Below are 9,067 nucleotides of genomic sequence, written 5' to 3'. Positions count from 1 at the left end.
TGATGCCGGCCTTGGCCGCCTGCTCGGCGAGCGGCAAAATCGCGGCTTCGCCCGGATGGCCCATCATGGCGATGCCGTCGGGATGGGCCGCGACCGCCTCGCGCAACTGCTGGGTCATCTTCTCGTTCTGCCAACCGGAGAAGACATAATCGACCTGCGCGCCGGTGTCGGCGGCGGCCTGGCGCGCGCCGTTGTAGACGATGGTGCCGAACGCGTCGCCCTCGGCGCCCCCGACGAAGAAGCGGATGTGGGCCTTGCTGCACCACTTGTCGCGCAGAGCCTGCCCGTCCGCCGCCTGCGCGGCGCCCGCGACGCCGACGCTCATCAGCGCCAGCGCCGTCCACCCTCGAAAAACCGGAACCAAGTTTCGCTTCATGTCGTTCCTCCCGGGTTTCCCGCGGCTTTGCACCGCTCCTTCGCCGGAGCCTTTTTGCGCCGGCGCTGACTCGTCCGCGCCGGCTCAGCCCGGATTGGGGACGGCGCGCGCGCCGCCCCGGCATTGCTTGAGGTAGTCGAGCGCGCGGACCTGGCCGGTCATCTCGAGTTCGTCGCGATAGACGGGGTCGTGCCAGCCCTCAATGTCGATCGTCCCCGAATAGCCCGCGAGCCTCAGCTCGCTGATCACCCGGGTCCAGTCGGTGTCGCCGAAGCCGGGCGTGCGCATCTGGACGAACGGGTATTTGCCGAAAACGCCGTGCTCGCTGACCACGTCCCAGCGCACGGTCGCGTCCTTGCCGTGGACGTGGAAGAATTTCGGCGCCCATTTGCGGATCTGGGGCAGGGGGTCGATGAGATAGACGAGCTGGTGACAGGGCTCCCATTCGAGGCCGAGATTGTCGTTCGGCAGGGCGTCGAACATCAGCTCCCACGCGTCCGGATTGTGGGCGATGTTCCAGTCGCCGGTCGCCCAGTTCCCGTCCATGGCGCAGTTCTCGAACGCGATCCGCACGCCCTTGTCGTCGGCGCGGCGCGAAAGTTCGCTCCACACCCGCTTGAACGCCGGCAGGCTCGCCTCGAGCGGCTGTCCGCGCATCCGCCCGGTGAAGCCGGCGACAGTGCGGGCGCCGAAGAGGTGGGCGTTGTCGATCAGCGCCTCCCAGCCGGCCAGCGTCTGCCGGTCGAGCTCGTCGCTTTCGAGCGGGTTGCCGAACATGCCGAGCGTATCGATCGTGACGTCGGCGTCGCCGATCGCCTCTCTGAGCTGACCCGCAAGGCGCGGCAGATCCTTGTTCATCGTCTGCCAGAAGAACGGCTCGATGCTCTCGAAGCCATGCCTGACGATGGCGCGCACGTAACCCGCGGGATCGGGGGCGTTGGCCCGGATCATGGTGCCGATGCGGATGTCGAGCAGGTCTCTCATGGGTGTCCTATTCAAATGAGGATGTCGACGCGCCGGCCCGACTCGGCGCTGGCGATTGCGCCGAAAACCATGGCCAGCGAGCGGATGTTGTCGCGCCCGACCGTTTCGGGCTCAGCGCCCGCGCGCACGGCCGCGACGAAGTCGGCGACCACGCCGAAGTGGCCGCCAATGCGGTCCTCCGGCAAAAGCGGCGGCGGTTCGAGCGCCTCGACCGCATCGAACAGCCCGGAACGCGCGCCCGGCCGGGGGACTTCGATCCGTATGTCGTCGGCGCCGTCCCAGGTCAGCGTCCCGTCTACGCCGACGAAGCGCCACGCGCATTCCCACGAGGTGCCCAAGCCCGCCGCGCACCAGGAGCCGCGGTAGGTGAACATGGCCCCGTTATCGAGTTCGAAGACCGCGGCCGCCGAGGAGCCGTGCCGGTACCAGGACGAGGGCGGATTCCATTCGCGACAGTAGACGTTGAGGCCGTCGAGGCCGGTCATGGCGCGCAGCGCGTCGAAACCGTGGATCGCCATGTCGAGCAGCAGCACGTGGTCCATCGCCTCGCGGAACCCGCCGAAATGCGGCGCGAGGAAGAAGTCGGCATGGGCGCTCGTCACCTCGCCGATCGCACCCGCGCGGAGAGTTCTGGCGATCCGCCTGACGCCGCCGTGATAACGGCGGTTCTGCACCACGGCGTGGATGCGCCCGGCCGCCTTGGCGCGGGCGATCAGGTCGCGCGCCTCGGGAAGCGTCTCGGCCATCGGCTTTTCGCTCAGCACGTGGCAGCCGGCCGCAAGCCCGGCGGAGACCACTTCGTGGCGCGCCTGCGGCACGACCACGTCGAAGATGAGGTCGGGGCGGGTTTCTGCGAGGAGCGTGTGGACGTCGCGCGCGATTACGGCGTCGGCGAGCGCGAACTCGGCGGCGCGCGCCTTGGCCCTCTCCGGCTCGATGTCGGCGAGACCGACAATCTGCAACTGAGCAATTTTGCCAGCCGCCTCGAGCCAAGCTTTGCTCATTGCGCCACAGCCGACAAGGGCAGCCCTCAGCTCCATGGGGTCTCCCGGACTGACGTTTCACTATCCCTCGGCCCCGGCGTTCCGGGCCGTAAACGTTTACGAGACTACCGTCGATCGTCTGCCTTGTCAAGCGCGCCTACGCGCCCGTAAGACCGGGGGCTTGGGCGGACGCCCCCTCTCCCTCAGGGAGAGGGAAGCCGCGAAGCGGCAGGGTGTGGGTAAGACGGCGCGACCCTTTCTCGTCACGCGTGAGGAGTTTCGAATGTGATCGGAATCCGCGAACTCGCCCGTCATCTCGGCCTGTCGATCGGGACGGTGTCCCGTGCGCTGAACGATCGCGGCGACGTCAACCACGAGACCCGCCAGCGCGTGCTGGAGGCGGCGGCTGAGCTCGGCTATTCGCCCAATCAGTCCGGTCGCAGCCTCAGGCGCGGGCGAACCGACCTCATCGCGATGATCGTGCCGTCGGGCGCCGACGACACTTTGATCAACACGGTCTTTCTCTCGGTGCTCAACGGGCTCAAGCGCCGGCTCCGCACGCATGGACTCGATCTCGCGGTGTTCGTCGAGGACGGACGCGAGGACCGCCTCGCCGCCCTGAGGCGCGTGACCGAGCGCGGCGTCGCCGACGCGCTGATCATCGCCGACACCGAGAGCGTGGACCCGCGGGTCGATTATCTTTTGCAGCTCAGGAAGCCGTTCGTGACCTTCGGCCGCACCAAGGCGTCGGCGCGGCACGCCTGGGTGGATCCCGATTTCGACATGGGCGTCGAGGGCGCGGTCGCCCATCTCGCCGCGCTCGGACACCGCAAAATCGGGCTCGTGCTGCCGGACCGGCCGATGCACTACCTCGCCCTGGTCGAGGCCGGCTACAAGCGCGCCCTTTCCGCCCACGGTCTCCCGGTCGAAAAAGGTCTTCATCTGCGCCCGGCGGCCGGGGAGCGCGGCGGTCTCGAGGCGGCGGACGCGCTGTTGTCCGCGGAGCGCGCGCCGACGGCCGTGCTCGTCACCGATTCGATGCACGCGGTGGCGCTCTATCGCCGGCTCGGGGAACGCGGCCTGCGGCCCGGGCGCGACCTCTCGGTGCTGGCGCTGTTGCCGGAGGCGCGGGCGCAATATCTCATTCCGACCCTGACCACCGTGCAGACCGATTGGACCGCGATCGGCGAAAAGCTCGCCGACGCGGCGCAGGCGGAACTGGCGTTCGCCGCAGGAGACACGAGCGCCGACGGCGCCGCCCCGACGCGCGTGCAGTCGCTCGCCCCGGTGGCGCTGAAGCCGGGCGAAAGCGTGAGCCGGGCCGAGGATTTGGAGCACGCCGCGGCGCGGGGGCGGTGACGGGTCGCATGGGCGATCGGACCGTCGCGTCATCGCGAGGACCCCCGGACTTTGATCCGGGGGGACGTGGCGATCCAGAGTCCGTAGGGCGCCCGACTTTCCCCGGATCACTTCGCTTACTCCCGCAATGACGACGTTAGCGCCGTCAGCCGATGTTGACCGAGCTTCCGCCGCTCGCCTGCCCGACCTTGTTGGCATTCCCGGTCACAGTCGCGGTCTGCGACGACACCGTCGCGCCGCTTGTCTTGAGCAACGCTTCGAGCGCCTTGGCGGCGTCGGGGTCGGCCTTGAGGGCCTTGGTGAGCGCCGCCTGCAACGCTTGCGCATTGGCCGAATCCTTCGGGTCGCGCTCGGCGTCGCCGACCGCCTCCGCGCCGGCGGGGCTGGCGAGCTTCCCCTTGATCCAGTGCCAGATGGACTCGCTCCCTTCCGAGGCGGCGTCCGCCCCGAGATTCTTGGCGAAGTCGAGAAGGTAGGGCGTGACGAACGCAACGGCTTCGGCGGCGAGGGTGGCGGGGTCCATGGGTCGGTCCTTTCTCAAGGTCAGGATTTGGTATCGGGGGCTTCCTGCGAGTCCTGCAGCTTCTGGAAAGCCTCGGCAACCGGCGCGAGCAGGTCCGCGTCGGGCTCGACGCCGAGGCTCTCCGAGAGTTCGACGTACTGGCTCGCCATGACAGCCATCCGCTGCCCATGGGCGGCAGGCAGCCTGAGGAAGAATGGCGCGAAGATCGCGACCGCCTCCTGCGCGGCGGCAAGGGCCTCCTCGCGCCGGCCGAGGGCGCTCAAATATAGGCCGAGATTGTTGAGCGAGGAGGCGAGGTCGGGGAGGAAGGCGTCGGGTCGCGCGGCGACGAGGCGGCGGCGGATATCGACCGCCTCCTGGGCGGCGGCGAGCGCGTCCTCGCGCCGCCCGAGCGCGCTCAGGCGATTGCCGAGATTGGTGAGCGACATGGCGAGGTCGGGCAGGAAGGCGTTCGGGCGCGCGGCGCCGCGGCGGCGGCCGATCTCGACCGCCTGCTGCGCGGCGGCGAGGGCCTCGTCGCGCCGGCCAACCTCGCTCAACAATGCGCCGAGATTGTTGAGCGAGGCGGCGAGGTTGGGCAGGAAGGCGTCGGGCTGCGCGGCGGCGAGGCCGCGGTAGATGTTCGTCGCTTCTTCAGCGGCTGGCTGGGCGTCCTCGCGGCGGCCGAGGTCGTTCAAAGTTGCGATGAGATTGTTGAGCGAGGCGGCGAGGTCGGGCAGGAAGGCGTCGGGTTGCGCGGCGGCGAGGCGGCGACAGATGTCGGTAGCCTCGTGGACGGCGGCGAGGGCGTCCTCGCGCCGGCCTAGCACGCTCAATACATACGCGAGATTATTGAGCGATCCGGCGAGGTCGCGCTGGAAGGCGTCGGGCTGCGCGGCGGCGAGGCGGCGATAGATGTCGGCAGCCTCCAGGGCGGCGGCGAGGGCGTCCTCACGCCGGCCAAGGTCGCTCAAGCGATTGCCAAGATTGTTGAGCGATAGGGCGAGCTCGGGCAGGGAGGCGTCGGGGCGCGTGGCGGCGAGGCGGCGATAGATTTCGGTCGCTTCTTCAGCGGCGGCGAGCGCGTCCTCGCGCCGGCCGAGCGCGCTCAGGCGACCGCCGAGATTGTTGAGCGAGGAGGCGAGGTTGGGGAGGAAGGCGTCGGGGCGCGCGGCGGCGAGGCGGCGGTAGATTTCCGTCGCCTCCTGGGCTGTGGCCAGCGCCTCCTCGCGCCGGCCGAGCTCGCTCAAGCGATTACCGAGATTGCTGAGCGAGGCGGCGAGGTCGGGCAGGAAGGTGCCCTGACGCGCGGCGGCGAGGCGGCGATAGATTACCGTCGCCTCCTCAGACTCAGCGTCGGTCAGCGCCTCCTCGCGGCGGTTGGGCGAACCTAAGGCGCTTAACGCGCTGCTGAGATTGTTGAGTGCTACGGCGAGCTCAGGCAGGAACGTGTCCGGTCGCTCAGCCGCAAGGCGTCGTCGAATTTCGACTTCCTTAGCTAATTGGCGAGCCGTTTCTTCAGGTCCTATAGAATCATTGTTAGAGAATTCTGTAACTTTCGCGGTCATTGTGAGGGATCTTCTCGGGTGGCTACTTTTCCCATACTGTAGCGATTGATAAAACCTAAACTTCTTATCTCAATCAGGTAATTCATACTCATGAGTTCTAGTGGCGGAATTCGGTGACAATTCGTCAACAGAAATAACAATCCTACCAAGTTCATCAGCCAGTATCCTGAGGGGTATCGAATTCAGGTCGAAGCTAGCACCTTCTCGTTGAAATAGGAATTTAGCCTCCGGCTTCCTAATATATTCAGCGAAGTCGACAATATGTTCGGAATCTAATGAAGTCCCGTGGATAATTTCTGACGGTACATTGAGTGCGAATTGACGAGTTCGACGTCCAAGTGATGTTTCTATCGGTACTGATCCAGGCAATTCAATCGCAATTATACTGTAAAAATGATCAGACAAGCTTTGTAATTCAACCAAATCGGAGCGCAACGTTACTGCGATCTGTATAATAGATGTGAGGTCGTCGTCGCGTCTCTTTGCGAGTGATTCTATCCAGACAATACCGTCTCTTAGACCAGAAGGAGCGAAGTCCTGCACCGCGCGGACAAGAGTTTCACTTACTTTAGACAGTCTGAGCTGGGCTGCCGCATGAATTCTTTCCTCAGGTGCAAGACCTGCTTGACGGATGGCCCCCTCATCGCCAAACCAAACCAAGATTGCGGCTTCACCGACGATGTCTGGTAGTATCGGCGCTATCCCGTCGGATATGTCTTGTGGCGGAAGAGCGTCGCAAAGCGCCTCTATTATCCCATCAAGTGGTGCGCTCGAATTCATTGCTTTGAGCTCGTCACTTGCGAGTCCGGGCGCTTCCTCGCGGGTCAGCCCTTGCGCTAACGTGACGATCACGGACATGTGGCGGACGAAAGCACCAGGGAAGGTGTGTTGTTCGTCGATCCCGCGCGACGCGCCGATCCGACCAATACGTTCAAGTTCATTGCGCGCCACCGAAAGCGCAAGATTGGCGCGGCTGAGCTCCAACGCTCCACTCACTCCTTTGTTTCCCGCCGCGAGCCCCGCCATCATTAGATAGAGCGGATCGCCCGCCCATTTGCGGTCGGCGAGCAGCCGGTCGAATTCCGGATCGGCGCCTATTGGCGGCGCCTGCAGCGTCGCGTTCGCGCGCTTGAGCAACGCCCCGAATACCTGCCGCCGGAATTCCAGGTCGTCGAGCGCCGGAAGCTCGACCGGCTCCTTCGGATCGAGCAATGCGATCGCGGCGCGCGAATCGTCGTTGTCGCCTTGGCCGAAGATGGTCGCGAGCCAGCCGATTCCGCGGTTGGCTTGCCGTTCGAGCAGCAGCAGCCGCAATTTCGGACGCTCTTCCAGCGAGGCGTCCACGAGTTCGCGAATCCACGCGCGAAGCTGCTCCGCCCGGCTGGCGGCGTAATCGAGGATGACGAGAACCGGCTTATCCCAGCGCCATTGCTCGACGCCGTGCTGTTCGCGAAACCGGTCGAGCTCGTCCGCTGTCGCGAAGCCCGCAAGCCAGCCCTCCTTCACGATCTCGCGCGCAAGCTCCAGCGCCAGCCGCGTCTTGCCCCGCCCGCCCGCGCCGACGAGGACGCGAACCGAGACCGGAGCTTCGCCCGTGAGCCAAGTGCGGAGATCGGCCATTGCGACCTCTCGGCCGATCAGCGGGACGACGTCGGCGCGATAGGCGCTGAGCAGCGCGGCCTCGGAATTGTCCCTCGCCGCAAGTTTTGTCCGCCGCTCGTATTGGGTGAGGCGAAGATAGGGCTGGGGCCCAATGGCCACGTTCACGCCGCTGCCGCTCGCCTGAACGACAATGTTGTCGTTGCCGAAGACGCTTGCGCTTTGGGCCGGCGAATTCATCGGGCGCTCCGGGAGGGCGCAAATATTACGCCAGATTGAGCCACCATGCTATCAGCGTCAATCTGCGAAAGCGTCTCCCGCCCTGTCGAGGCTCGTTTCTCAGCTTGAAATTCGAGGGCTCTCCTTAAGCGCGCTCGCGGCGGACCCCGTCACGTGCTATGCCGAGCGGTTAGCAGGAAAGACACTTGAATGTCAGAACGGCGAGAGCTCTACCGCAGCCCGAACGGCGATACCTGGTTTCTGGGCCGGGAGCCCGAAAACGGCCACGCGTTCATCATCCACCAACCCAACGCTCCTTCCGGGGGCCGTAAGTCACACATCGAATTAGGTGACTTCCTCAGGCAGGGGACGGGGCCCGAACATCAGGCTCTGTTGCGGCTGATCGGAACGCTCGTCGACGTTCCCCCCTTCGCCGAGCAGGCCGAACCTAAAGGCGAATAACGTACCGCGGACGGGATCGGGGCCGCGCGCGAAGGCCGCACGGGCGACGGGCGCGGCGATGACAATACGGCGCGGATCTGGGATGTCAGCGCGATTCAAAGAGGCAACCTGCCCCAGATCGCCCGCGCTTGGCTGCCCGATCACGACCTGACCGGCGTCGAAAGGGACTACGGCCTGACCAACTTCGACCCGATCTGCGACGGCGACCCGCCTCTGCCCGATCCTCCGCTGCAATGGCCGCGGGCGCCGCGGCGTCGCCCGTTGGCGTTGAAGCAAACGCTTCCTGGAAATCAGAAATTGTGGTAGGGTTTGAATCGCGCGGGTCAGACCGGATCGGCAATCCGCGACGGCGCCGACGCGAGGCTCGCTTGGCGACGGGCAGTATTACTTATGAGATAAGTATGAAAAATGAGAAAAGTGACAGATTTGGTGCCCAAGCGATTGAAATCGTGGGATGGCTGCCAGAACTGTAGCGGGCCGACGAGGACGCAAATGCGCGGACAAGATGGCGGGCCCCCGCAGAAAGCAAATCCGGCATCACGAGCCGCGATTGGGCGTCGAAGGACGCCCGCCTGCCGACGGGGCTATTGCAGCGTGGCGATCCAAGAAGACGTCGGGCGTCCTGCGTTCCGCGGATCGCCATCCCCGGCTCGACCGCGGGCTTGACTTGGGGTCGCGCGCGATGACGTTTTTTCAACCCGACATCGCAAAGCTGTCGTCAGGCGGTGATGCGCTCCTCGGCGGGCGACGGCTCGCGCAGAACGTAGCCGCGTCCCCAGACCGTCTCGATGTAGTTGCGGCCGTTGGAGGCCATCGCCAGCTTCTTGCGCAGCTTGCAGATGAAGACGTCGATGATCTTGAGCTCGGGCTCGTCCATGCCGCCATAGAGATGATTGAGGAACATCTCTTTGGTCAGCGTCGTGCCTTTGCGCAGACTGAGGAGCTCCAGCATCTGGTACTCCTTGCCGGTCAGGTGCACGCGGGCGCCGTTGACCTCCACCGTCTTGGTATCGAG

At 65.5% G+C, this 9,067-nt stretch carries 9 protein-coding genes; 2 read left to right on the top strand and 7 right to left on the bottom strand.

Features of this window, described 5'->3' with window-relative positions; genetic code table 11:
• The 3 genes from ACLP25_RS22890 to ACLP25_RS22880 all read right to left on the bottom strand — a co-directional run.
• Window positions 1–325 (bottom strand): substrate-binding domain-containing protein (locus tag ACLP25_RS22890; RefSeq protein ID WP_442471440.1); only part of this gene is annotated, 325 nt, incomplete at its 3' end.
• Between the two features lie 135 nt (window positions 326–460).
• Window positions 461–1,360, bottom strand: coding sequence for a sugar phosphate isomerase/epimerase family protein (locus tag ACLP25_RS22885; RefSeq protein WP_442471439.1), 900 nt, complete (start codon window positions 1,358–1,360; stop codon window positions 461–463).
• 11 nt (window positions 1,361–1,371) lie between these two features.
• The gene (locus tag ACLP25_RS22880) at window positions 1,372–2,400 is read right to left on the bottom strand and encodes a Gfo/Idh/MocA family protein (protein WP_442471438.1); all 1,029 of its coding nucleotides are present in this window, start codon (window positions 2,398–2,400) and stop codon (window positions 1,372–1,374) included.
• 228 nt (window positions 2,401–2,628) lie between these two features.
• Between ACLP25_RS22880 and ACLP25_RS22875 the strand changes: the two genes are divergently transcribed.
• Window positions 2,629–3,702, top strand: a complete 1,074-nt coding sequence (locus tag ACLP25_RS22875; RefSeq protein ID WP_442471437.1) for a LacI family DNA-binding transcriptional regulator — start codon at window positions 2,629–2,631, stop codon at window positions 3,700–3,702.
• Window positions 3,703–3,847: 145 nt separating this feature from the next.
• Here the strand turns inward: ACLP25_RS22875 and ACLP25_RS22870 are convergent, their stop codons facing one another.
• From ACLP25_RS22870 to ACLP25_RS22860, 3 genes are all read right to left on the bottom strand, one after another.
• Window positions 3,848–4,225, bottom strand: a complete 378-nt coding sequence (locus tag ACLP25_RS22870) for a hypothetical protein (protein ID WP_442471436.1) — start codon at window positions 4,223–4,225, stop codon at window positions 3,848–3,850.
• A 20-nt stretch (window positions 4,226–4,245) separates the two neighbouring features.
• On the bottom strand, window positions 4,246–5,772 hold the full coding sequence (locus tag ACLP25_RS22865) for a tetratricopeptide repeat protein (protein WP_442471435.1): 1,527 nt from the start codon (window positions 5,770–5,772) through the stop codon (window positions 4,246–4,248).
• Window positions 5,773–5,841: 69 nt separating this feature from the next.
• The gene (locus ACLP25_RS22860; protein WP_442471434.1) at window positions 5,842–7,611 is read right to left on the bottom strand and encodes a hypothetical protein; all 1,770 of its coding nucleotides are present in this window, start codon (window positions 7,609–7,611) and stop codon (window positions 5,842–5,844) included.
• Window positions 7,612–7,800: 189 nt separating this feature from the next.
• Here ACLP25_RS22860 and ACLP25_RS22855 point away from each other — a divergent pair, with 189 nt between their 5' ends.
• On the top strand, window positions 7,801–8,052 hold the full coding sequence (locus ACLP25_RS22855) for a hypothetical protein (RefSeq protein ID WP_442471433.1): 252 nt from the start codon (window positions 7,801–7,803) through the stop codon (window positions 8,050–8,052).
• A 718-nt stretch (window positions 8,053–8,770) separates the two neighbouring features.
• Here the strand turns inward: ACLP25_RS22855 and ACLP25_RS22850 are convergent.
• Window positions 8,771–9,067, bottom strand: a 297-nt coding sequence (locus tag ACLP25_RS22850; protein ID WP_442471432.1) for a winged helix-turn-helix domain-containing protein, incomplete at its 5' end; no start/stop codon positions are given.

Source organism: Roseiarcus sp., from assembly GCF_052145395.1.
Lineage (GTDB): Bacteria > Pseudomonadota > Alphaproteobacteria > Rhizobiales > Beijerinckiaceae > Roseiarcus.
This window is presented reverse-complemented; position numbering and strand designations above follow the sequence as displayed.